The following is a 24,245-nucleotide window of genomic DNA, read 5'->3' on the forward strand; positions in this document are numbered from 1 at the left end:
GCGATGTCCTCTCAGGTGAAGGGCGAATCAGAAGCCTTGCGCCAGCCGGTAGTAGGCCTGGCTCCAGCGGAGTTCCTGGGTGAAGCGGCGGGTGGTGGTGTCGGCGTCGATGACTGCCAGTTCGGTGCGGGTCATCTCGGCGAGGTCGGCGAGTTCGTCGATGCCGAGCGCCGTACTGAGGACTGTGTGGTGCGGGCCGCCGGCGGTCAGCCAGGCTTCGGCTGAGGTGCGTAGGTTGGGGCGGGGCTTCCAGACGGCTCGGGCGACTGGGAGCTGGGGGAGTGGGTGGTCGGGGGCGACGACGTCGACCTCGTTGGCTACCAGGCGGAAGCGGTCGCCGAGGTCCGCCATGCCGATGACCACGGCGGGGCCGGGGGCTGCGTCGAAGACCAGGCGGACCGGGTCCTCGCGGCCGCCGATTCCGAGCGCGTGGATCTCGGCGGTCGGGGTGCCGGCCGCGATGGACGGGCAGACCTCGAGCATGTGGGCGCCGAGGATGCGCTCCGCGCCGGGCGTCAGGTTGTAGGTGTAGTCCTCCATGAACGACGTACCGCCGGGCAGGTTGCCGGCAGCAACCTTCAGGGTGCGGAGCAGGACGGCGGTCTTCCAGTCACCCTCGCCACCGAAGCCGTAGCCGTCGGCCATCAACCGCTGGACCGCGAGGCCGGGGAGCTGCCGCAGTCCGCCGAGGTCCTCGAAGTTCGTGGTGAATGCGGTGAAACCGCCGTCGGTGAGGAAGGCGCGGAGTCCGGCCTCGATGCGGGCGGCGTACCGCAGCGACTCGTGCCGCTCACCGCCGGGGCGCAGCTCCGGTACGACGTCGAAGTCGTACTCCTTGAGCAGTGTGTCGACAGCCGAGTCGGAGATCTCGTCGACGACCGCGACCAGGTCGTTGACGCCGTACGTGTTGACCGAAACGCCGAAGTGCAGTTGAGCTTCAACCTTGTCGCCCTCGGTCACCGCGACGTCGCGCATGTTGTCGCCGAAGCGTGCGACTCGCATTGTCCGCATGGCCGCGTACCCGGCCGCGGCACGAGCCCAGACTGCGATCCGGGCGCGAACCGACGGGTCGGCGACGTGACCGGCCACCGTGGTCCGGGCCACGCCGAGGCGGGTCTGCAGGTAGCCGAACTCGCGGTCGCCGTGCGCGGCCTGGTTCAGGTTCATGAAGTCCATGTCGATCGTTGCCCAGGGCAAGTCGACGTTGGCCTGGGTGTGCAGGTGCAGCAGCGGGGTGCGGAGGGCGTCGAGCCCGGCGATCCACATCTTGGCGGGGGAGAAGGTGTGCATCCACGCGATCACGCCGATACAGGCATCGTTCGCGTTCGCCTCCAGGCAGACCCGGCGGATCGCGTCGGCGTCGGTGAGCACCTCCTTCCAGACCACTCGGGGGGCGAGGTCGCCGGATGCCGCCAGCTGCTCGGCGAGACTGCGCGACTGGTCGGCGACCTGTTGCAGCGTCTCCAGGCCGTACAGGCCCTGGCTGCCGGTCAGGAACCAGACTTCGGTCGGGGTCACAGATGTCACAACTGTCTCCGTCATCGTTGGCCGTACACGTTCTGGTACCGGTCGTAGAGCCGGTCGATGTCTTCCGGGGCGATGGCTGTCAGCTCACCGGCCGAGCGGGCGAGGTGCACGGTGCGGGCGACGTCCTCGCACATCACCGCCGCCTTCACGGCGGCCTTCGCGTCCTTGCCGATCGTGAACACCCCGTGGTTCTGCATCAGGACTGCCGGGGATCGGTGCCCGGACAGCGTCGCCACGATCCCGCGGCCGATGTCGTCGTTCCCGATCAGCGCGAACGGCCCGACCGGGATCTCGCCGCCGAACTCGTCGGCCATCGCAGTCAGGACACACGGGATCGCCTCGGCCCGAGCAGCCCAGGCGGTCGCGTACGTCGAGTGCGTGTGCACGACTCCGCCGACCTCAGGCATTTCGCGGTATACGTAGGCGTGGGCCGCGGTGTCGCTGGAAGGATCGAGGTCGCCCTCCACCACCTTCCCGTCGAGATCGCACACCACGATCGTGTCGGGGCTGAGGTCGTCGTACGAGATCCCACTGGGCTTGATGACGAACAGGTCTTCGCCCGGCACGCGCCCGGACACGTTGCCGGCCGTCCAGGCGACCAGGCCGTAGCGGACCAGTTCGGCGTGCAGGGTGCAGACCTCTTCGCGGAGGCGGCTGACGGTCACTTGGCTGCCTCGTTCCGGAGTGCGCGGAGGCGATGCAGTACGCCGCTACCGCCGTGCCGCTCGCCCGCGAAATAGTCGTGCAGGTCGCGATACTCGGCGTACAGGCGGTCGTAGACATCGGCGCGATCCTCGTCGGGGACGAAGGCTGCCTCGGTGCGCCCGCCCATCGCGGCGGCCGCGCTGGGCACGTCCGGGTAGGTGCCAGCGGCAACGGCCGCGTGGATCGCCGACCCGAGTGCAGGCCCCTGCGAGGAGCCGATCACCGACAGCGGACGCCGCAGGACGTCGGCGTAGATCTGCATCACCAGCCGGTTCTTCAGCAGACCACCGGCGACGATGAACTCAGTGACCGGTACGCCGGACTTCTCGAACGCATCGAGGATCGTGCGCGTTCCGAACGCGGTCGCCTCGATGAGCGCGCGGTAGGTGTCCTCCGGCTTGGTCTCGAGCGTCTGACCGATCACCACGGCGGACAGGTCGTGGTCGACCAGGACGGACCGGTTGCCGTTGTGCCAGTCGAGCGCGATCAGGCCGTGCCGTCCGACCGGCTGCTGCTCGGCGAGCGAGGCGAGGTAGTCGTGCACGGTCACACCGCGACGCTGCGCTTCGGCGTGATACTCGGCCGGTACGGTGGTGTCCACGAACCAGCCGAAGATGTCGCCGACCGCCGACTGGCCGGCCTCGTATCCCCACAGGCCGTCGACGATGCCGTCGCGGACGACCCCGCACATCCCGGGCACCTCGGCGAGCTGCTCGGATGACATCACGTGACAGGTCGACGTACCCATGATCGCGACCAGTTGACCGGGCCGGACCGCATCGGCCGCGGCCGCGGTGACGTGCGCGTCCACGTTGCCGACCGCAACCGCGATCCCGGCGGGAAGCCCGGTCAATGCGGCAGCTTCGGTCGTCAGGCGACCGGCCAGTCCGCCGAGCGGGGACAGCGGGTGCTCCAGCTTGGCGGTGAAGTCACCGAACGCGGGGTTCAGGGCCTCGAGATACTCCCGCGACGGGTAACCGTCCTCGGTGTGGATGCCCTTGTAACCGGCCGTGCACACGTTGCGAGTCTCGACACCGGTCAGCTGCCAGACGATCCAGTCGGCCGCCTCGATCCAGCGATCGGCACGCCGGTACGTCTCCGGGTCCTCCTCCAGCACCTGCAGCGCCTTCGCGAACTGCCATTCCGACGAGATCCGGCCGCCGTACCGCGGTAGCCAGGACTCGCCGCGCTCCTCCGCGACGGCGTTGATCCGGTCCGCCTGCGGCTGCGCCGCGTGGTGCTTCCAGAGCTTGGGCCACGCGTGCGGGCGGAACCACATGCCGCGCACCTCGCACAGCGGCGTCCCGTCGGCGAGCGTCGGCAGCACAGTGCACGCGGTGAAGTCGGTGCCGATGCCAACCACGTCGTCCACCGAAATGCCCGCCGCCGCGACCGCCTCCGGCACCGCGTGCAGCAGCACGTCGCGCCAGTTGCTGGGCGCCTGCAGCGCCCAGGCCGGCCCGAGCGCGATGTCGGACCCGGGCAGCCGGCCCTCGATCACCCCGTGCCGGTACTCGTACACCGCGGTGCCCACCTCGGCGCCGTCCGACACCCGGACCACCACGGCCCGGCCGGACAGCGTCCCGAAGTCGACACCGACGACGTACTGACTGTGAGCGTTAACATTCTCGGTCATGAATGCCCTCTGTGCTGGCTGACTGGTTGCAGTTAACGCTAACAGTCAGCGGGCCAGAGCGTAATAGGCATCCCGAGAACGTGGGGGAGGCGGCTGGTCATCTGCACGCCCCACGAGCCGGTACCACGTTGAGCACGGCTCAACCATCTCGGCAGGGCTCGCGTGGTTGATGCGTGCTCAAGGTGATCGCCGGCCCGTGATCCCGGGGGTCCCGGGGCTGCCCAGGTGCGTTGTCCGATGGATTTTCGTCACCGAGTCCCCCAAATCCATCGGACAGTGCAGATCTCGACCATCCCGCACCCCAGCCATAGCCTGTCAGCCCCAGGCAACGTGGAACCGCGGTCGCCGACCTCGCCATCCGGCTCAGCCATCCACTCGGCTCGCCCTGTGGTTTTTGTCGGCCGCCTTTGGCGGTCGAGTCGGGGTGCAGGCCGAAAGTTCTCGGCCGGGGACGTGCGCTGTGGCTGATCGCCGCGACCGGCCGATCTGAAAGACAGCGTGGCTGGGCGCCGCGGTGGCTGAGCCGGATGGCGAGGCCCGGCGACCACGGCTTCACGTTGCCTGGGGTTGCCGGGCTATGGCCGGGGAGGTTGAGTTCCCGTCGCCTGACAGTGACCGTTGCTGGAGGTTGGGGTGGATGTTCGCCCTGCCTGGCCCAGTTTCCTCCCCAAACCGGTTGGGGAGGACGGGCACGTCCGTGGAGGGGATGTGGGGAGGATCCACCGCCTGAATCCGTCGGGGATCTACCCCGAAGCGGTTTGGGGTGGCCTGCGTCAGCTGGTGGGCATCGAGTGTGAGTGCTGTGCTGCGAGAAACCGATTGCCGGCTACCGGGAGCTCACACTCGCCAGTCAACTTCCCACACTCGCACGGTGGCTTCGGTCGCGGAGCAAGGTGGCTTCGGTCGCGGGTGGGGGCGCGCCCAGCGACAACTCGCCGAGACGGTCGTGCGGGCGTTGCTCGGCGGCAGGCGCGGGTTGCGGTCCGCTGTCGGCGTTACGCAACTGTCCTCGAATCGGCTGTGTATTAACTGAGCGTCACGGACACCGTGACGTAGGAGTGGGGCGGGAGTTCGAGCTGCAGGCCGGCGGGGTGGGCGGTGACGCCTTCGAAGGCCTGCGGTGCGACCGCGTCGGGGTTTGCCGGGGTGTTGTGGGCCTGCGGGGTCTTGGCGGAGAGGATGCGGGCGGTGTGTCCGGAGACCTCGCGGCCGCGGAGGTCGAGGACGATCGGGCGCGACTCCTCGGCGTCCAGGTTCGAGAGCGAGATCAGCGCGGTGCCGTCCTTGGTGGAGGCCGAGGCCGAGACCATCGAGATGTCGTCGCGGGTGGGTGCGTCCAGGAGGTGTACGGCGAGGCTGTCGGCGTCGTGGTGAGCCGTGTTCATCTCGAAGACGTGGTACGTCGGGGTGCGGACGAGCGCGTTGGTGTCGGGGTCGGTCAGGATCATCGCTTGCAGGACGTTGACCGTCTGCGCGATGTTGGCCATCGTCAACCGCTTCGCGTGCCGGTGGAAGGTGTCGAAGTGCAGGCTGGCGACCAGGGCGTCGCGAATCGTGTTCTGCTGGTAGAGGAAGCCGGGGTTGGTGCCGTCGGCAACGTTCCACCAGGTGCCCCACTCGTCGAGCACGAGGCCGACCTTGCCGCAGGGGTCGAACATGTCCATCACGGTCGAGTGCCGGCGCAGCAGCTCGTCGATCTTGTTCGCCTTCGCCAGCGTCGCGTAGTACTCGTCGAGGCTGAAGTCGGTGGCGTGGCCCTTGTCGTCCCAGTCGCCGGCGATCGTGTAGTAGTGCAGGGAGATCCCCTGCAGCGGGCCCTTGCCGCAGCCGCCGATGGTGCGCATCAGCGTCTCGGTCCAGCTGTAGTCGTCGGAGTTCGCGCCGGCGGCGATCCGGTAGAGCTTGTTGTCGCCGTGGTCACGGCAGTAGGTCGCGTACTGCCGCGCCAGGTCGGCGTACGCCTCGGCGCGCATGTTGCCGCCGCAGCCCCAGGACTCGTTGCCGACACCCCAGAACGGCACCTTCCACGGCTCTTCCCGGCCGTTGGCGCGCCGCAGGTTCGTCATCGGTGATGCGCCGACGCCGGTCAGGTAGTCGACCCACTCGCGCATCTCGCGGACCGAGCCGGAGCCGACGTTCGCGCTGATGTACGGGTCGGCGCCGAGCAGCTCACACAGATCGAGGAACTCGTGGGTGCCGAAGCTGTTGTCCTCGACGACGTTGCCCCAGTGGGTGTTGACCATCGTCGGTCGCTCTTCGCGCGGGCCGACGCCGTCGCGCCAGTGGTACTCGTCGGCGAAGCAGCCGCCGGGCCAGCGCAGGTTCGGGATCTGCAGGGCGCGCAGCGCCTCGACCACGTCGGTGCGGATGCCGCGGATGTTCGGGATCGGGGAGTCCTCGCCGACCCAGAAGCCGCCGTAGATACAGCGGCCGAGGTGTTCGGCGAAGTGCCCGTAGAGATGGCGGCTGATCCGCGCTCCGGGCAGATCCAGGTCGATGACCGCGCGGGTTGCACTCACAGGGGTCCAGCCTCTCGATCGGGGACGACGCGCAGCCCTTTCCGGCGGCACAGCACGCCGGTGAGTATATCGATAAACATGGCCGCTGTCCGGCTTTCTCTTGACCGTGAATTGACGCGCCCTTAGATTCGTCGAAGCGCTTCGACAACTCAAGCGAAAGGCCGCCGATGAAGTTCACCGATGGTTACTGGCAGTTGCGGCCCGGGGTGAGCCGGCTGTCGCCCGCCGGTGTCGAGAGTGTGGAGGCGGGGGAGCGGTCGGTGACCGCGTTCGCGCCGGCCCGCCGGATCGACCGCCGCGGTGACACGCTGAACCAGCCGTTGTTCACGATCACCCTCGATGCGCCCGCCGAAGGCGTGATCGGGGTCCGGATCGTTCACCACGCCGGGGGTCTACCGCCCAGGCCGACGTTCGAGCTGGAGACCGATGACCTGCATCCGGTCAAGGTCGAGGTGGACGAGACGACTGCGCGATTGACCAGCGGCGACCTGACCGCCGTACTGCAGCTCGATGGTCCTTGGGACCTGCGCTTCGAGGACGGTCGCGGTGAGCTGACCGGCTCGGGCACACGCAGCGTCGGGCTGATCACCGACGCGGATGGCCGGCAGTACCTGCACGAGCAGCTCTCACTGGGAGTTGGCGAGAGCGTCTACGGGCTCGGTGAGCGATTCGGCCCGCTGGTCAAGAACGGCCAGGTCGTCGACATCTGGAACGCCGACGGCGGTACGTCGAGTGAGCAGGCGTACAAGAACGTCCCGTTCTACACGAGCAGCCGAGGGTACGGCGTACTGGTCGACACCCCGGCGCATGTGTCGTTCGAGGTCGGCTCCGAGGTCGTGTCGCGCAACCAGTTCAGTGTCGAGGGCCAGGAACTGCGGTATCTCGTCTTCGCCGGCCCGACGCCGAAGGACGTCCTGCGCCGCTACACCGGCCTGACCGGACGACCGGCGCGGGTGCCGGCCTGGTCGATGGGGCTGTGGCTGTCGACGTCGTTCACTACCGACTACAACGAGCCGACGGTGGCGTCGTTCGTCGACGGGATGGCCGAACGCGACCTTCCGTTGAGTGTCTTCCACTTCGACTGCTTCTGGATGCGGCAGTTCCACTGGTGCGACTTCGTCTGGGACCCGATCGCCTTCCCGGACCCGGCCGGTATGGTCCGGCGGCTGAAGGAACGCGGCCTGCGGGTGAGCCTCTGGATCAACCCGTACATCGCGCAGCGGTCGGCGCTGTTCGAGGAAGGGCGCGAGCACGGCTATCTGCTGAAGCGCCCCGACGGCTCGGTCTGGCAGTGGGACATGTGGCAAGCCGGGATGGGGATCGTCGACTTCACCAACCCAGCGGCGACCGCGTGGTACCGGTCCAAGCTGCAAGGCCTCATCGATCTCGGTGTCGACTGTTTCAAGACCGACTTCGGTGAGCGGATCCCGACCGACGTCAGCTGGTACGACGGTTCCGATCCGGAGCGCATGCACAACTACTACCCGCACCTCTACAACGAGGCGGTCTTCGATCTGCTGCGCGAGAACCGCGGTGATGGCGAAGCAGTCCTGTTCGCGCGATCGGCGACAGCCGGTGGTCAGCAGTTCCCGGTCCACTGGGGTGGCGACTGCGAGTCGACGTTCGAGGCGATGGCCGAGTCACTGCGCGGTGGCCTGTCGCTGGCGTCGTCCGGCTTCGGCTACTGGAGTCACGACATCGGCGGCTTCGAGGGCACGCCGGATGCCGCGGTGTTCAAGCGCTGGGTGCCTTTCGGCCTGCTGTCCTCGCATTCCCGGCTGCACGGCTCGAGCTCGTACCGCGTGCCGTGGGCCTTCGACGACGAAGCAGTGGCCGTACTGCGTCGCTTCACCAAGCTCAAACTGTCGCTGATGCCGTACCTCGCCGAGGTCGCAGAACAAGCCCACCAGACCGGTACGCCGATGATGCGGCCGATGGCGCTGGAGTTCCCGGACGATCCCGCGGTGAGTCATCTGGATCGCCAGTACATGCTCGGTCCGGACCTCCTCGTCGCGCCGGTACTGAGTGCCGATGGCGCTGTGAGCTTCTACCTGCCGGAGGGCCGGTGGACGAGCTTGCTGGACGGTGAGCAGCTCAGTGGCGCGCGCTGGTTCACCCAGCAGCACGGCTTCGACAGCTTGCCGGTCTACGTCCGTGAAGGTGCGATCCTGCCGGTGGGTGCGGTCGACGACCGGCCGGAGTACGACTGGGCCGACGGGGTCGAGCTGCGCTGGTTCCAGCCGACCGAAGGTGCCGTCCGCCGGATTCGGTTGCCTCGGCCGGGTGGCGGTACCGCCGCAGTCGTCGAGCTGACTATGACCGGCGGTCAGCCGGTGGCCGCAGTTGTCGAAGGCAACTGCGACCACTTCACCGTCACCGTTAGCTGAAGGACAGCTCCCGCAGGAACACCCCGGCTTCGGCGAACACGACGTACAGCGTGTGAACGCCGGAGCCGGCGGCGAGTGCGGTGCTGAGCTGCGTCCAGCTGGTCGGCTCGATCTCGACGGTGGCCAGCACAGGACCGTGGTACGGGTCATCGAGCCGGAGCTCGATCGCGCCCGGCTTGGAGAGTTCGCTGGCCACGGTGAGCAGGCACTCGACCGGGCCGGAGCCGAAGTCGGTGTCCGCAAAGGCGAGCCAAGCGCCTGGGTGCTCAGACCGTACGGCGTCGGTGTCAGTGAGCGTGAGGCCGCAGTACTCGTCGAACGTGTCAGCCCGCAGGGGAACGGTCAGCTCGCGGTCAGGGATCGGATCGCCGAGTACGTCGACCGGCGCGCTGAGCCGGATGTCGGTACACGACCGCCCGATGAGGATGCTGTGCCGAGCCGGCTCGATCCAGTAGCGGTCTCGCGTCACGTCCCAGATCGCCAGATCGGCCGCGCGAACGGTCAGCTCGACCCGCGCGGATTCACCGGGCGCGAGATCGAGGTGCTGGACAGCGCGGAGGCGGCGCAGCGGCTGCTTGACCCGCGAGTTCTGCTGGTGGGTGTAGAGCTGGACGACCTCGTGGCCCGGCCGGAGACCGGTGTTGGTGACTGTGCAGCCCACCTGCACCTCGCCGTCCTTGGCGATTGTCGGCGAGCCGATCTCCAACTCGCCGTACGCGAAGGTCGTGTAGCTGAGGCCGTGGCCGAAGGGGTAGAGCGGACTGCCACGGAAGTACTGATAGGTGGCGTCGCTGGTGATGATGTCGTAGTCGAGCAGATCGGGCAGATCCGCCTCCGACCGGTACCACGTCTGCGGCAGCCGGCCGGCGGCATCGACAACCCCGAACAGGACATCGGCGAGCGCGTGGCCGTACTCCTGCCCGCCGTGAGCCGACCAGACGACCGCAGGCAGTTCACGCTCCGCCCAGCCGACCGAGAATGGGTAGCTGCTCGACATCACCAGGACGGTCCGCGCATTGGCAGCCTGTACGGCGAGAGCCAGGCGCTTCTGCCCGGCGGGCAGGTCCAGGCTGATGCGGTCCTCGGTCTCGCGGCCGTTCACCAGCGGATGGTTGCCGACGACAACCACCGCGACGTCGGCGCGCGCCGCGGCCGCAGCGGCCAGTACGGCGCCGTCGACAACCTTGGTGAAGTCGAACACCGTCGGTTCGTCCGCGGTGACCTCGATCCGCCCGTCATCGTGCTTGGTGACGTAGTGGCCGGTGGAGTGATGCCGCAGCAGGCACTTGCCGTCCTCGACGTGGACGAGTTCGAAGGTCTCCTTGACGACCCAGCTGTTCGGCCCGGGGTGATCGGCCCGCAAGGTGCCGTCGTCCGTGACGGTCAGATAGCGGCCGGTCCGGACCGAACGCAGGGTGCAGAAACCGCCGCCCCAATCGAAGAGGTCGAACCCGGCGCTGGACCTGGTCAGCCCGACAACCGCATCCTCACCAGCCTCGAGCGCCAATCCGCCGACACCGAACTGCACTCGGTCCGCACCTTCGCAGTACTCGACGGCGTCCGGTCCGAGGCGCTCGGTCAGCGCCTTCACCGCAGTCACCTGGTACGGCAGCGTGCCGGAGTACCAATCCTCCTGCAGGGTGTCGGCCAACGGTCCGAGCACGGCCACCCGCTTGATGTGGGTGGACAGCGGCAGCAGGTCGTCGTTCTTGAGCAGGACGAACGACTGCCGTGCCGCGTCCTGGGCCAGGTCTCGATGCGCTTGGCAACCGACGATGTCCGGTGCAGTCTCGACAGCGGGGTCGAACTCGCCGAGCCGGAAGCGCAAGGTCAGTGCGCGCGCAGCGGCGCGATCGATGTCCTGCTGCGTGATCAGCCCACGCGCCAGCGCCTCCTCGAGGAGCCGGGTGGTTCCGCTCGGATCGTTGTCGTCCTGGGTGAAGCTGTCCACGCCCGCGCGCAACGCGGCCGCATAGGCGATCGCGCCGTCAGCGCAGTACTCCTGCAGGCCATAGAGATTCGCCGGTGCTCCTGCGTCGCTGACCACCAGCACTTCCTGATCGGACCAGCCCCGCAGTACGTCGTTGATCAGCGGACTCAGGTGGGCCGGCCGACCGTTGACGAGGTTGTACGACGGCATTACGGCCACCGCCGCTCCGGCGCGCAGCGGCGCTTCGAAGGCCGGCAGTTCGTACTCACGCAGTACTCGGGCGGGCATGTTGCTGGAGGTCGTGCAGCGGTCGGTTTCGTTGTTGTAGGCAAGGAAATGCTTGAGGGTCGGCGCGGTCTGCAGCGGACCGGAGCCGTCGCCGGCCAGTCCGGAACCGAAGGCGATCGCGAGCTCACCGGTCAGCCAGGGATCTTCGCTGTAGCCCTCTTCGTTGCGACCCCAGCGGGGGTCTCGCAACGGGTTCACGACGGGCGCCCAGACGTTCAGTCCGACGGCGGCCGGATCCTTGTCGTGGAAGGCGCGCACCTCGGAGCCGACCGCCGTACCGACGGCGTGCAGCAGGTCGGTGTTCCAGCTGGTCGCGAGGCCGACCGCCTGCGGGAAGACGGTGGCGGGACCGAGCCAGGCGACTCCGTGCAGAGCTTCCGTGCCGGTCCGGAACGGGCCGACGCCCAACCGGGGGACCGCGGCCTGATGCTGATGGAGGAGCCCGAGCTTCTCGGCCGGTTCGAGCCGAGCCATCAGGTCGGCGACCCGGTCGGCCACGGGCTGCTGCGGATCGCGGAACACGTCGTCTGACTGGCTCATCGGTTGTCGTCTCCGGGCGTTCGGTGGCTGCCGGCGCGCCCGAAAGGTGGATTCGAGCAGCGTCGAAGCGCTTCGACAGTTCTGGAAGGGTCGCACTCCACGGCGACCCGGTCAAGATCCGGGCAGCGGTGGATGCGAAAGATTTCGCGGGGATCAGCCGGGGATGCGCCCGGCGTCGAGCTGGTCCAGGGATCGCGCCACCGCGCCGATGGCGGTGATGTCGTGCCCGAGGGCAGAGAGTGCGACCTTGCAGCCGCCGGCCTGTGGTGCGAGCGCCTGCCCCTGCAGTTCCTTCTCGACCGCGGGCAACAGCCACTCGCCGAGGGTCGCGTAGTACCCGCCGAGCACGATCAGTGCCGGATTGAGCAGGTTGGCCAGCATCGCCACGCCCTGACCGAGCCAACTCCCGGTCTCGAGCAACGCCTTCACGGTCTCGCTGTCACCGGCACTCGCGCGGGCGACGATCTGCTCGACCGCCAGTTGGAGATCATCGGTGTCATCGTGCAATCGCCGTACCAACGCAGGGATACCGGCCACGGCCTCCAGACAGCCGCGGCGTCCGCAGCCACAGACCGGACCGTCGGGCGCAACGCGCAGATGGCCGACCTCCCCGACGTACCCGAGGTTGCCTTGGAGTGGACGGCCATCGGCGATGACTCCGGCTCCGAGGCCGGTGTCGCCGGAGATCTGGATCAGGTTGTTCGTGCCCGCGTACGGGCCGTAGCGATACTCGGCGAGCGCACTCAGGTTGGCGTCGTTGTCGACCGACACACTGAAGGTCGGGTGGCTCAATGCATCGAGCAGCCGCGGCTTGAGCGGGTAGTCGCGCCAACCGAGACCAGCAGCCAGTACGACGGTGCCGTCGCGATCGACGAGCCCGGGTACTCCGACGGTCAGCCCGAGGATCTGTCGGCCGGTGGCCTCGACGGCTGCCATTGCGCGTCGGGCGAGCGCGCTCGTCGCGGTCAGCGTCTTGTCCGGGCCGGCACCACGACCAGGGCCGGAGCGATGCCAACGCAGGATCTGGCCACCGGCCGCGTCGTACGCGATCGCGGTCAGACCGCGCGCGCTGATCTCCATCCCGATCGCCGCGTACGCCGATCCGTCCAGCTCGAGCAGTGTCGCCGGCCGGCCCACCCGATTCTGCGTCTGCTCGGTCTCGCGGATCAGCCGCCGGTCGATCAGATCGCCGACGATGTTGGTGATGGTCGCCTTGTTCAGGCCGGTGCCGCCGGCGATGGCGGCTCGCGAGCAAGGGGCGTTGGCGCGCAGGAATCCCAGCACCGCGGACAGATTGGTCGCCCGGACATCGCTGTAGCCGGCAGTGAGTGTGCTCAACGTGTGTCCGTTCGGGTCGGTGGTGCGGTGTCTTCAGTCTGGCATCTTGTCGCGGCCCGGCGCATCCTCTACTTTGTTTGGCGTCAAGCCAAACTAACCCTAACTCTACCAGCGCAGACTCGGAACGTCCGTCGTTCCCAGTGGAAGGGACTCATCGTGACCGGAACTGGAAGCAGCGGACCGAACCGCCGGAGTTTTCTCGCCCTCGTCGGAGCCGGTACGGCGGCCGTCGCCGGCGGCGCGTCGTTGACCGCCTGCTCGGACGGTGGTGGCGGCGGATCGACGACCGCGGGCCGCGCCGAGGCCACCGACAAGCTCACCGGCCTGCTGCCGAAGTACACGGCGTACGAAGGGGTGAAGCCCGATCTGCCTGGTGAGCACGGTGCGGACCCCGGGTTCACCAAGTACCCGACCGACCTCAAGAAGGTGATCACCGAGCCACCGGTCAAGAGCGGCAAGGAGGTCACGGCGATGACCCCGCTGTGGGCGCCGAGCCCGCCCGGACTGGGCAGCAACTCGTACTACGCCGCCAACAACGAGCGGATCGGCGCGGGGGTTCGGTTCAACATCGTCAACGGGATCGACTACGGCGACAAGCTCGGTCCGCTGCTTGCGGCCGGCAACGTTCCGGAGCTGCTCTGCATCCCGGGCTGGAACATCGGCGGTCTGACCCGGTTCGGCCAGGCCGTGGACAAGTTGTTCGAGGACCTGACTCCGCACCTGGCCGGTGACAAGGTGTCGCCGTACCCGATGCTCGCGAACCTGCCGACCGCGGCGTGGTCGTTCTCGGTCTGGAACGGCCAGCTCAAGGCGGTTCCGTTCCCCGGTGGTGGTGCTCCCTGGATGCTGTACTACCGCAAGGACCTGCTGGACAAGGCCGGCGCGCAGCCGCCGAAGACGATCGCGGAACTCGAGGCGCTCGGCAAGCAGCTGACCGATGCCAAGCGCAAGCAGTGGGCGTTCGGCGGGATCTCCGACGAGGTCCAGCGGGCGTACGGCGTACCGGCCGGCTGGCGCAAGGATTCGAGCGGCAAGCTGGTCAACAAGATCGAGACGCCGGAGTTCGAAGAGGCCGTGGCCTTTGTGCGCAAGACGTTCCAGAACGGCTGGGTGCACCCGGAGGTCGTCGCGAACAACAGCGCCGACCAGAAGCCGCTGTTCGAAGGCGGTCAGGTGGTGATCCGTCAGGACGGGACCGGGACCTGGGCGGAGACGCTGCAGCGGCAGGCCAACAACCCGTCGTTCGACATGCAGGCGGTCGCGCCGTTCGCGCACGACGGCGGCACGCCGATCGTGTGGGGCGGTGACCCGGCCGGCATCTTCACGTTCATGAAGAAGGGCCTGGCGCCGGACCGCATCGCCGAGCTGCTGGGAGTCCTCAACTACACCGCGTCGCCGTTCGGTACCGAGGAGAACCAGCTCTACAACTACGGTGTCGAAGGCAAGCACTACACCCGGCTGTCGTCCGGCGCGCCCAAGCTGACTCCGCTGGGCCAGAAGGAGATCGCGCCGACGTACCTGTTCCTCGGCGGCCGGCCGAACGCCATCACGCAGAGCGAGTACCCGGGCTACGTGGAGGCGATGAGCGCCTGGCAGAACCTGGCGGCGAAATACCGGGAGAAGAACCTGTTCGAGGGCATCCGCATCGAGCAGCCTGCGAAGTACGCGGCGCTGGCCCAGCCGTTCGACGACAAGCTGCAGGACATCTACCGCGGTCGCGCGCCGATGAGCGAGCTGAAGACCGCGATCAAGGACTGGCAGACCAAGGGCGGCGACGCGGGCCGTGACTTCTTCGCGAAGGTGCTCAGTGACAACGGTCGCTGAGGGTCGTCGCCGTCCAGTCCGAAGCAAGGGTGGCGCCAGCTGGCGGCAGCGGTTCCGCCGGGACTGGCCGCTGCTGCTGATGGTCTCGCCCGTGATCGTCCTGCTCGGGGTGTTCCACTACTTCCCGACGCTGGGCAACGTGATCGCGTTCCAGGACTACTCGCCGTACGCCGGGATCCGGGGCAGCGAGTGGATCGGGTTCGCCAACTTCGCCCGGCTGTTCAGCGAGCCGGAGTTCTGGTCGGCGATGCTGAACACGCTGACGATCACCGGCTTCCAGCTGGTGTTCTTCTTCCCGATCCCGATCTTCCTCGCGTTGTTGCTGAACAGCGTGCTCTCGGTCCGGGTGCGGACCCTCATCCAGGGTGTCGCGTACCTGCCGCACTTCTTCTCCTGGGTGCTGGTCGTCTCGCTGTTCCAGCAGATGCTGGGTGGCTCGGGTCTGCTCGCGCAGGCCTTGCGGAACAACGGGCACGGCGCGTTCGACCTGATGACCAACCCCGACACCTTCCTGCTGCTGGTCACGTCGCAGGCGGTCTGGAAGGACGCGGGGTGGGGGATGATCGTCTTCCTCGCGGCGCTGAGCACGATCAACCCGGCGCTGTACGAGGCGGCGGCTGCCGACGGCGCGAACCGGTGGCGGCGGTTGTGGCACATCACGCTGCCCGGCCTGCGACCGGTCATCGTGCTGCTGCTGATCCTGCGGCTGGGTGACGCACTGAGCGTCGGCTTCGAGCAGTTCATCCTGCAGCGGTCCGCCGTCGGAGCCGAGGTGTCGGAGGTGCTGGACACCTTCGTGTACTACCAGGGCCTGCTGGTCGGTGACTTCGGGTACGGCGCGGCCGCCGGACTGTTCAAGGGAGTCGTCGGACTCGTGCTGATCCTGGTCGCCAATCGATTCGCTCACATGATGGGTGAGCAGGGGGTGTATTCGAAGTCATGACTGCGCAGAATCTGACTCTCCCCGACCGGCTGAGCAGTCGGCTGGCCCGGCGCCGGGCAGCTGTGGAGAACGAACGCCCGGTCTGGGAAGAGCCACCGTCGATCCCCGGCCGGATCAGCAAGGGTGTGGTGCTCGGGCTGGTCGTCCTGGCCGTCACCTTCCCCCTGTACGTCGTGGTGGTGACCAGCCTGTCGAGTACCGAAGCGGTCACCCGGGCCGGTGGTCTGGTGGTCGTCCCGCGGGAGCTGACACTGGCGGCGTACGTCCAGTTGCTGTCCGGGGGAGTGGTCACCAAGGCCTTGGTGGTCAGCATGGGCGTGACGGCGATCGGGACGCTGTTCAGCCTGGCCATCACCGTCCTGGCGGCGTACGGGCTGTCGCGACCGGGCTCGTTGCTGCACCGTCCGTTGCTGTTCGTGGTGCTGCTGACGTTCCTGTTCGGGCCCGGCATCATCCCCAGCTATCTCCTGGTCAGCTCCTTGGGACTGATCGACAGCTACGCCTCGCTGATTCTTCCGACGGCGATCTCGGCATTCAACCTGATCGTGATGCGCTCGTTCTTCATGGGCATCCCGGGTGAACTGATCGACAGTGCCCGGGTGGACGGCGCCGGTGAGTTCGGCATTCTCACTCGGATCGTGATGCCGCTGTCCAAGGCGGTGGTGGCGGTCGTCGGGCTGTTCTACGCGGTCAGCTACTGGAACGCCTTCTTCAACGCCTTGCTGTACCTCAACGACAACAACAAGTGGCCGTTGCAGCTCGTGCTGCGGACCTACATCGTGCAGGCGCAGCAGTTGCCGTCCGGTGCCGGGGGGATCGCGGCATCGCCCGGAATGAACCTGGCACCCGCGCCGACGCTGGCAATCAAGATGGCGATCGTCGTGATCGCGGTCCTGCCGGTGCTCCTGGCCTACCCGTTCATCCAGAAGCACTTCACCAAGGGCGTCATCATCGGCGCCGTGAAGGGGTGATCACCGTGAAGCGTAGGAACTTCTTGGCACTGAGCGCCGGAGCCGCCGCTGTCGCCACCACGTCGGCGCAGTCTGCCACCGCGGCGCCGGGGCAGCGGTATCGCTGGCGCAATGTCGAGATCGTCGGTGGCGGCTTCGTCACCGGCATCATCCATCACCCCAAGCAGCGCGGCCTGGTCTACCTGCGTACCGACATCGGCGGTGCGGCGCGGTTGGACCAGCGCACGCAGCGCTGGGTGCAACTACTGAACTGGGTCGGCTTCGAGGACTGGAGCCTGACCGGTGTGGAGAGCCTCGCTCTCGATCCGGCGGATCCGTCCCGGCTGTATCTCGCGGCCGGCACGTACACCAACGAGTGGTCGCCGATCAACGGCGCGATCCTGCGCTCGCGGGACCAGGGCCGGACGTTCGAGCGGACGGATCTGCCGTTCAAGCTGGGCGGCAACGAGCCGGGCCGGTCGATGGGCGAGCGGCTGGTCGTCGACCCGATGGATGGCCGCGTGCTCTACTTCGGCACCCGCAACCAGGGCTTGTGGCGCAGCCCGGACCGCGGCGTCACCTGGGCACGCGTGGACAGCTTCCCAAACACCGGTACGGCGGGGATCGGGCTCGGGTTCGTCTTCTTCGATCCGCGTGGTGCCCGGCGCGGTCAGCCGACGCCGACCATCTACGTCGGTGGGACGGACCTCGCGTCACCGCTGCACCGCAGTACGGACGGCGGCTCGACCTGGCAGCCGGTCGCTGGTCAACCGACCGGTCTGATGCCACATCACGGCGAGCTCGGTCCCGACGGCTTCCTCTATGTCACCTACGGCGACCGCCCGGGGCCGTACGAGATGTACGACGGCTCAGTCCACAAACTCGACACCCGGACCGGGGTGTGGACCGACATCACGCCGCTGCGGCCGAACACCGGGGGTGAGGCCGGGTTCGGGTACGCGGGTCTCGCACTCGATCCCCGCAAGCCGGGCGTGGTGATGGTGGCGACGATGAGCCGCTGGGGTCCGGTCGACGACATCTTCCGGTCGGTCGACGGTGGCGCCACCTGGCATTCGATCACCGAACATCTCGAGCTGGACGTGTCCGGAGCGCCGTACCTGACCTTCCATGGAGAGAAGGCGAAACTCGGCTGGATGATCGGCGACATCTCCATCGATCCGTTCGACTCGAACAAGGTTATGTACGTGACGGGTGCGACGGTGTTCGGCACCGATGATGTGACGAATGCCGAGCGGGGCCGCAGTACGCATTGGTCGGTGCGGGCGCAAGGGCTCGAGGAGACCGCGGTGCTGGACCTGATCAGCCCGCCGTGGGGACCGCCGTTGATCAGCGCGCTCGGCGACATCGGCGTCTACCGGCACGACCGGCTGGACGTCGTACCGCCGGATGGTCAGGCTGCGAACCCGGTCAGCGGTACGTCGCCGAGTCTCGACTATGCCGCTCGTACGCCGGGCTTCGTCGTCCGGCTGGCGAATGCCGGTGCGGGGGAGCGCGGCGCGATCTCGGTCGACGCGGGTAAGACGTGGGCTCCGTTCCCCGGTGAGCCTGCTGGACTGACGCAGACCGGGAAGGTTGCCGTCAGCACCGATGCGCGCACTCTGGTGTGGGTCCCGGGCAACCAGGTCCCGCACTTCTCGCGAGACCGCGGTGCCACTTGGTCTCCGGTCGAAGGGCTTCCGAACGACGTCACGGTGGTCGGCGACCGCGTGGACCCGGCGCTGTTCTACGCGGTCGCCTCAGGGACGGCGTACCGGAGTGTTGATGGTGGGCGGACTTTCGTGCCGACGGCAACGGGTCTGGTGCTGTCCGGGGTGAAGCTGGAGACCGTGCTGGATCAGGCCGGGCATTGCTGGCTTGCGGGCGGAAGTGGTGGGTTGTACCGCTCCACCGACCAAGGCGTGACGTTCGAGCGGCTCGCGGCGGTTGAGCAGGCGCTGACGATCGGCTTCGGCAAGGCCGCGCCGGGACGGTCGCATATGGCGGCGTACATCTCGGGCAAGGTCGGCGGTCAGTGGGGTATCTATCGCTCCGACGATATCGGCCAGACCTGGATCCGGATCAACGACGACCAGCACCAGTACGCCTCGACCAACGATGCGATCACCGGCGACCCGCTGGTGTTCGGACGAGTGTTCGTGTCCACGAACGGACTTGGCATCCCTTACGGAGAGATCTGTTGATGTACTTCGGTGGCGATTACAACCCCGAGCAGTGGTCGCCGGAGACCTGGAAGGAGGACGCCGAACTGATGCAGTGGGCCGGGGTGAACCTGGCCACGGTCGGCGTCTTCTCCTGGTCGAACCTCGAGCCGCGGCCCGGGCAGTACGAGTTCGGCTGGCTGGACACGGTGCTCGACCAGCTCGCGGATCACGGCATCGGTGTGGATCTGGCGACACCGACCGCGTCGCCACCACCGTGGTTCAGCCTGCAGCACCCGGAAGCCCTCACGGTCACGCCGACCGGAACCCGGTTGACCCATGGCAGCCGGGACACGTACTGCGTCTGCTCGCCGGCCTACCGCGAGGCGGCGGCGCGGATCTGCGGTGTGCTGGCCGACCGGTACGCCGAACATCCGGCGCTGACGATGTGGCACGTGCACAACGAGTACGGCACCACGTGTTACTGCGACCAGGCCGCGGGCTCCTTCCGCACCTGGCTCCGCTACCAGTACGGCGATCTTGATGCGCTGAACGCGGCGTGGACGACGTCGTTCTGGAGTCAGCGGTATTCGGACTGGGCCGAGGTGATGCCGCCCCGGGCGACGCAGTACCTGGTGAATCCGGCACAGTACGTCGACTATCGGCGGTTCTGGTCGGACGAACTGCTCGCGGCCTTCAAGGAGCAGAAGGCGATCCTCGCGGCGGCGACGCCGGATGTCCCGGTGACGACGAACTTCGTTTTCGGTGGTTGGGTGCCGGTCGATCACCACCGCTGGGCCGACGCTGTCGACGTTGTTGCCATCGACAACTACCCGTCCGGGACTGGGCTCGGGCCCGAGGAACAGACGGCCTTCGCCGCCGACCTCGCCCGTGGTTGGGCGCGGCGCGGCGAGTGGCTGCTGATGGAGCAGGCCGCGGGTGGCATCAACGTCGGGACGCGTTGGGCGACCAAGGAGCCCGGCCGGATGACTCGGATGAGTCTGTCGCATATCGCCCGTGGGTCCCGCGGTGCGATGTTCTTCCAGTGGCGGGCTTCGGCCGGCGGGGCCGAGCAGCACCATCCCGGGATGGTGCCGCACGCCGGGCAGGAGTCCCGCCGGTTCCTGGAGGTCTGCGAGCTCGGTGGGCTCTTGGGGCGGCTGGATGAAGTGAGCGGCAGCCAGGTCGAGGCGGAGGTCGCCGTTCTCTGGGACAGCGCGGCCTGGTGGGCGATGCAGGGGACACATCTGCCGTCGTCGGAGCTCGACTACCTCGAGGCGGTGCAGTCCGCGCACCGGCAGTTGTGGCGCGCCGGGATCGGGGTCGACGTGATTCATCCGTCGGCCGACCTGTCGCCGTACCGGCTTGTCGTGGTGCCGTCGTTGTATTTGATCGATCCAGCTCACGCGGCGGTACTGCGTGAATACGTGGCGGCGGGCGGTCATGTGCTGATGACGTATTTCAGCGGCATTGTGGACCCGAACTGCCGGGTATTTCTCGGTGGCTATCCGGGTGCATTCCGTGAGCTGCTCGGAATCCGGGTCGAGGAGTTCTATCCGGTCGCCGAGACCGAGCTGGCCGACGCCGGAAAAGGACGGTGGTGGAGTGAGCACGTGGGGCCGGAGGGTGCGGAGGTGATCGACGTCTATGCGAGTGGGCCGCTGGCCGGTTCGCCGGCGATCACTCGGAACTCCTTCGGTGGCGGCGAGGCGTGGTACGTGTCGACCCAACTCGAGGACGCCGGCTACCAGCGGCTCGTCGAGACCGCCTGCCGACGGGCCGGGGTCGCCGTACCGGACCTGCCGGACGACGTGGAGCTGGTGCGCCGACGACAGGGTGAGACCACCTGGACGTTCCTGCTGAACCACGGCACGAGTGACGCCACGATCGAGATCGAAGGGCACGACCTCATCAGCCGGCAGCCCATCGAGGGCGTCCTGACGTTGAAGCCAGGAGATCAGGCGGTGGTGGAGCGGTCCGGCTGAGGCGCGGGACCGCTGCTCGCGCGCGCGGTCAACACAGCCGGGACGAGGGTCGTCGGTGCTGGGGCAAGCCCGTCCAGCTTGCCGATCAGCAGGTCGACGGCCCGCCCGCCGATCTCGTCGGCCGGGATCGACACCGAGGACAGCCGGGGAGATTGCCCCTCGGCGACGTCGTCCGCGCAGATCGCCAGCACCGACATGTCCTCGGGGACCCGGCGGCCGAGCCGGCGCAGAACCTCGAGCAGCGGGCCGATGATCGGCTCGTTCTGAACCACAAGTCCGGTGAGGCCGGGCTCTTGGGTGAGCAACTCCTGGACCGTCTTCAGCACTGCCTCGTGGGTCGGCTCGCAGGGGGTCTCCACGCCATGGACACCGCGACGCCGGGCGGCCGAGCGGAAGCCCTCGAGAGTGCGATGCGCGAACGCGGTCTGGCGTTCGTACACAGCGGACGGTGTGCCCAGCAGGGCGACATCCTGGTGCCCGAGGTCGGCGAGATGATCGACGCAGAGCTCCGCCGCCTGCACGAAGTCCAGGTCGATACAGGTCAGGCCGTCGGAGTCGAGGGGAGTCCCGATCAGCATCGACGGCAGGTCCAGGCCGCGGAGCAGGGGGACCCGTTCGTCGTGCAGCTCGATGTCCATCACCACGACCGCGTCGACCAGCGAGCTCTGCTGGATCCGCTCCAGCCCGGCGGCGCCCTCGTCCGCGGTGAGGAGCAGGACGTCATGGTCGTACCGGCGGGCCGAGGTCACCACGGCCGCGGCGAACTGCATCAGCACCGGCACGTGCATGTCGGCCCGCAGCGGGATCACCAGGGCCAGCACGTTCGACCTGTTCGAGGCGAGGGCACGAGCGCTAGCATTCGGCCGGTAGCCGAGCGCGTCGACGCTTGCGTTCACGCGCTGGCGTGTCTCGGGGGAGATGGAGCGCTTCCCGCTGAGAACATAGGACACGGTGCTGGTCGCGACGCCCGCATGCCGCGCAACATCGGCGATGGTCACCATGGCCCCACCTCGGAGTCGGAGTTTCAGTTTAGTCAGAGTTGCAGGTCGAAGCGCTTCGATAATAGCACCTCCCGAGATATTGACCCGCTGGCTTCGCATTGCGACAGTGGAGGTCCCTGGAGTCGGTGGCGGGTTCTTCCGCCTCTTTTTTCGGCGGATTATCGAAGCGCTTCGATTACCCGTCGCCGACGCCCACTCCGAGAAGGGAAACTATGATGAAAACCTGGAAACCGGTCGCGGCGCTGGTGACGCTGCTGGCCGCTCTGTTCGTGTCGGCGCTGCCGGCGCAGGCCGCCACCTGGTCGTCGAGCGACAAGTGGGGGACGTGGTCGAACGGCGGCTACACGGTCCGCAACAACGTCTGGGGCAGCGGTGCCGGGCCCCAGACCATCTGGGCGAACTCCTACAGCAACTTCGGTGTCTGGGCCAACCACCCGAACACCGGCGGTGTGAAGTCCTACCCGCACTCCGCCCGGGACATCAACCGGCGGATCAGTTCGCTCGGCAGTCTCACCAGCAACTTCAACGTGTCCAGGCCCGGCAGCGGCGCGTACTGCACCTGCTACGACATCTGGGCCGACGGCCACAACTACGAAATCATGATCTGGATGAACAAGCAGGGCGCTGTCGGCCCCATCGGCAGCCGCCAGACCACCACCTCGGTCGGCGGTCACACCTGGGACGTCCACCGCGGTTCGAACGGCTCCAACGCGGTCTTCTCGTTCGTCCGCACCGGCAACACCAACTCGGGTTCGGTCGACATCAAGGCCGTCCTGAACTGGTTGCGCAACGCCGGCTGGATGGGTGACGTCAATGTCACCGACGTCCAGTTCGGCTACGAGATCACGTCGTCCAGCGGCGGCCTGAACTTCAACGTCAACAGCTACTCGGTCAACTTCTCCTGAGCAAGCGAGGGGGCGCGCACCCAGCCCGCCCCCTCTGCGGAGGTTTCGTTGATCGGTAACTTTGGGGCGCCATACGCGAAAAAATTACCGCCCAACGCACCACCGCGCTCCACGCACGACGAGGCCCGGCTTTGGTGAGGCGCGGGGTGGGTCAGCTGCCAGCAGGCCTCTGTCCCGCACGGCGCCCACAGCCCGGCAGCCCCAAGCGACCTGCAGCCGCGGTCACCGACCGCACCATCCACCTCAGCCACCGCGGCGCCCAGCCACGCTGTCTTTCTAGTCGGCCGGAAGCGGCGATCAGCCACAGCGCACGCCCCCGGCCGAGTCCTTTCGGACCTGTACCCCGACTCGACCACCAAAAGGCGGCCGACAAAACCAGAGGGTGCGCCAAGCGGGTGGCTGGGCTGGTTGGCGAGGCCGGCGACCGCGGCTGCGCGTCGTCTGGGGCTGACGGGCTATGGCTGAGGTGCGTGATGGTCGTGATCTGCGCTATCCGATGGATTTTGGGGACTCGGTGACGAAAATCCATCGGACAACGAACCCGGGCAGTCCCGGGACCCCGTGATCGCGGCCGGCGATCACCTTGGGCACCCATCAACCATCGACACCCCACCGAAACGGTCGAATCGTGCTCAATGTCGCCATGACCAGTTCACCTTGAGCACCCATCGACCGCCTTCCGACCGCGCAGATGGTTGACCCGTGCCCAACGTCGTACCGGATCGTGTAGCGGCCGGTTCAGGGTCGGGGTGATGGGACTCCGGTGGCTCGGCGCATCAGGGCGTCGAAGGTGCGGTCGGGGAGGACGTCCTTGAGGAAGATCATTGGCTTGGCGCCGAAGCCGACGGCGTAGCGGGTGTTCGGCTTGCGGGACGTGACGGCTTTGCGGATTGTGCGGGCGATGAGTTCCGGCGGCGAGGCGCGGCGTTGGTTGGACTCGGCGGACAGCGAGTTGGCTACGGCGTTGCCCTGTGGGGCGTAGGGGCCGGTGGAGGAGACCGCGCGGAGTTTGCCGGCGGCGATGTCGGCCCACTCGGTCTTGATGCCGCCGGGTTCGATGACGATGACGTCGATGCCGAACGGCGAGAGTTCGAGGCGGAGGCAGTCGCTGATCGCTTCCAGCGCGAACTTGGTGGCGTGGTACCAGGCGCCCAGCGGGGTGTGGACCTTGCCGCCCATCGAGGTGATGTTGACGATCTTCCCGCTGCGCTGGGCGCGCATGTGCGGGAGGACGAGCTGGGTGAGCCGCGCGGCGCCGAACACGTTCACGTCGAACTGGTAGCGGGCTTCGTCCATCGGCACGTCCTCGAGAGCGCCGTACGATCCGTAGCCCGCGTTGTTGACCAGTACGTCGAGACGTCCTGCATCCGCGATGATCTTGTCGACGCCTTCCTGCAGGGAGGTGTCGTCGGTGACGTCCATGGCGATCGGGTGAATGCCGGACCCGGTGAGGTGGGTCATCCGCTCGACGCGGCGCGCGGCGGCGTACACCGTGTAGCCGGCCTTGGCGAGTTCGAGGGCGGTGGCTTCACCGATACCGGAGGAAGCGCCGGTGACGAGGGCGACGAGGGTGGGCATGACTTTCTCCTGTTCTTGGCTTCTTCTTGG

General features: G+C 67.6%; 15 protein-coding genes. 7 read left to right on the top strand and 8 right to left on the bottom strand.

The annotated features are described in order from the left end of the window. Positions 1-27: 27 nt before the first annotated feature. From araA to ABD231_RS37215, 4 genes are all read right to left on the bottom strand, one after another. Entirely contained in the window at positions 28-1,542 is a 1,515-nt protein-coding gene (gene araA / locus ABD231_RS37200) for an L-arabinose isomerase (RefSeq protein ID WP_344163390.1), read from the bottom strand. Next, positions 1,539-2,192 (bottom strand): L-ribulose-5-phosphate 4-epimerase, encoded by a 654-nt coding sequence (locus tag ABD231_RS37205; protein WP_344163393.1) that lies wholly within the window; start codon positions 2,190-2,192, stop codon positions 1,539-1,541. Before ABD231_RS37205 ends, araA begins: the two co-directional genes overlap by 4 nt. Continuing rightward, complete coding sequence (gene araB, locus ABD231_RS37210) at positions 2,189-3,868, bottom strand: ribulokinase (protein WP_344163396.1); 1,680 nt, start codon at positions 3,866-3,868, stop codon at positions 2,189-2,191. The genes ABD231_RS37205 and araB overlap by 4 nt, the downstream gene beginning before the upstream one ends. 1,025 nt (positions 3,869-4,893) lie before the next feature. After that, complete coding sequence (locus tag ABD231_RS37215) at positions 4,894-6,387, bottom strand: alpha-N-arabinofuranosidase (RefSeq protein ID WP_344163398.1); 1,494 nt, start codon at positions 6,385-6,387, stop codon at positions 4,894-4,896. A gap of 167 nt (positions 6,388-6,554) precedes the next feature. Here ABD231_RS37215 and yicI point away from each other — a divergent pair, with 167 nt between their 5' ends. After that, on the top strand, positions 6,555-8,774 hold the full coding sequence (yicI, locus tag ABD231_RS37220) for an alpha-xylosidase (protein WP_344163400.1): 2,220 nt from the start codon (positions 6,555-6,557) through the stop codon (positions 8,772-8,774). On the opposite strand, the gene ABD231_RS37225 is transcribed toward yicI, so the two are convergent. Next, the gene (locus ABD231_RS37225) at positions 8,767-11,532 is read right to left on the bottom strand and encodes a glycoside hydrolase family 3 C-terminal domain-containing protein (protein WP_344163403.1); all 2,766 of its coding nucleotides are present in this window, start codon (positions 11,530-11,532) and stop codon (positions 8,767-8,769) included. The two genes, yicI and ABD231_RS37225, sit on opposite strands and share 8 nt — an antisense overlap. Before the next feature lie 153 nt (positions 11,533-11,685). Then, the gene (locus ABD231_RS37230; RefSeq protein ID WP_344163405.1) at positions 11,686-12,870 is read right to left on the bottom strand and encodes an ROK family protein; all 1,185 of its coding nucleotides are present in this window, start codon (positions 12,868-12,870) and stop codon (positions 11,686-11,688) included. Positions 12,871-13,026: 156 nt separating this feature from the next. Here ABD231_RS37230 and ABD231_RS37235 point away from each other — a divergent pair, with 156 nt between their 5' ends. Genes ABD231_RS37235 through ABD231_RS37255 form a run of 5 tightly spaced genes read left to right on the top strand, consistent with a single transcriptional unit; the run spans position 13,027 to position 20,731 of the window. Next, positions 13,027-14,694: an extracellular solute-binding protein gene (locus ABD231_RS37235; protein WP_344163408.1), complete on the top strand. Its 1,668-nt coding sequence runs from the start codon at positions 13,027-13,029 to the stop codon at positions 14,692-14,694. Next, a complete protein-coding gene (locus tag ABD231_RS37240) occupies positions 14,678-15,637 on the top strand; it encodes an ABC transporter permease (protein WP_344163411.1) in 960 nt (319 codons plus the stop codon). Before ABD231_RS37235 ends, ABD231_RS37240 begins: the two co-directional genes overlap by 17 nt. Then, positions 15,634-16,608: a carbohydrate ABC transporter permease gene (locus ABD231_RS37245; RefSeq protein WP_344163414.1), complete on the top strand. Its 975-nt coding sequence runs from the start codon at positions 15,634-15,636 to the stop codon at positions 16,606-16,608. Before ABD231_RS37240 ends, ABD231_RS37245 begins: the two co-directional genes overlap by 4 nt. Positions 16,609-16,613: 5 nt before the next feature. Then, positions 16,614-18,788: a WD40/YVTN/BNR-like repeat-containing protein gene (locus ABD231_RS37250; protein WP_344163417.1), complete on the top strand. Its 2,175-nt coding sequence runs from the start codon at positions 16,614-16,616 to the stop codon at positions 18,786-18,788. Next, the gene (locus ABD231_RS37255; protein WP_344163575.1) at positions 18,788-20,731 is read left to right on the top strand and encodes a beta-galactosidase; all 1,944 of its coding nucleotides are present in this window, start codon (positions 18,788-18,790) and stop codon (positions 20,729-20,731) included. The genes ABD231_RS37250 and ABD231_RS37255 overlap by 1 nt, the downstream gene beginning before the upstream one ends. Here the strand turns inward: ABD231_RS37255 and ABD231_RS37260 are convergent. Further along, entirely contained in the window at positions 20,704-21,732 is a 1,029-nt protein-coding gene (locus ABD231_RS37260) for a LacI family DNA-binding transcriptional regulator (protein WP_344163420.1), read from the bottom strand. The two genes, ABD231_RS37255 and ABD231_RS37260, sit on opposite strands and share 28 nt — an antisense overlap. Positions 21,733-21,944: 212 nt before the next feature. Between ABD231_RS37260 and ABD231_RS37265 the strand changes: the two genes are divergently transcribed. Continuing rightward, entirely contained in the window at positions 21,945-22,637 is a 693-nt protein-coding gene (locus tag ABD231_RS37265; protein WP_344163423.1) for a glycoside hydrolase family 12 protein, read from the top strand. 738 nt (positions 22,638-23,375) lie between these two features. Here ABD231_RS37265 and ABD231_RS37270 read toward each other — a convergent pair. Beyond that, positions 23,376-24,215 carry an oxidoreductase gene (locus ABD231_RS37270; protein ID WP_344163426.1) on the bottom strand — a complete coding sequence of 280 codons (840 nt, stop codon included), beginning with the start codon at positions 24,213-24,215 and terminating at the stop codon, positions 23,376-23,378. Positions 24,216-24,245 lie beyond the last annotated feature (30 nt).

Origin of the sequence: Kribbella yunnanensis (genome assembly GCF_039529655.1) — a bacterium.
Classification (GTDB): Bacteria; Actinomycetota; Actinomycetes; order Propionibacteriales; family Kribbellaceae; genus Kribbella; species Kribbella yunnanensis.